The sequence below is a fragment of the Stenotrophomonas maltophilia group sp. Smal12 genome, assembly GCF_037079935.1.
Taxonomy (GTDB): domain Bacteria; phylum Pseudomonadota; class Gammaproteobacteria; order Xanthomonadales; family Xanthomonadaceae; genus Stenotrophomonas; species Stenotrophomonas sepilia.
Genome location: NZ_JBAWUK010000123.1, coordinates 1 through 604 on the forward strand (window position 1 = coordinate 1; position 604 = coordinate 604).

The window sequence follows — 604 nt, forward strand, 5'->3', positions numbered from 1 at the left end:
GTCGCACTGCGGGCCGGCACCGATGCCGATGGTCGGCACCTCCACCGCAGCGGTCACCTCGGCGGCAACCGGGGTCGGCACGCACTCAAGCACCATGATGCTGGCGCCGGCAGCGGCCACGGCCCTGGCATCTTCCACCAGCTGGCGCGCGGCATCGCCGCGGCCCTGGATCTTGAAGCCGCCCAGGCGCAGCACCGACTGCGGGGTCAGGCCCAGATGCGCACAGACCGGAATCTCACGCTCAACCAGGTAGCGGATGATGTCGACCTTGAAGCCGGCACCTTCGATCTTGACCATCTCGGCACCGGCCTGCAGCAGCTGCCGCGAAGCATCCAGCGCGCGCTCCGGAGTGGCATCGGCACCGAACGGCAGGTCGGCCACCAGCAGCGCGCGCTGCAGCACACGGGCCACGGCGCGGGTGTGGTAGACCATGTCGGCCACGGTCACCGGCAGGGTCGAATCATGGCCCTGCACGACCATGCCCAGCGAATCGCCAATCAGGATCAGGTCAACGCCATTTGCGTCGAAAGTGCGGGCGAAGCCAGCGTCGTAGGCGGTCAACATGACCAGCTTCTGGCCATTGCGCTTGGCCTCGGCCAGGGCG

General features: G+C 68.4%; 1 protein-coding gene. It reads right to left on the minus strand.

The window, feature by feature from the left end; genetic code table 11:
- On the minus strand, positions 1-604 hold a 604-nt coding region (panB, locus tag WDC87_RS21885), incomplete at both ends, for a 3-methyl-2-oxobutanoate hydroxymethyltransferase (protein ID WP_336331337.1).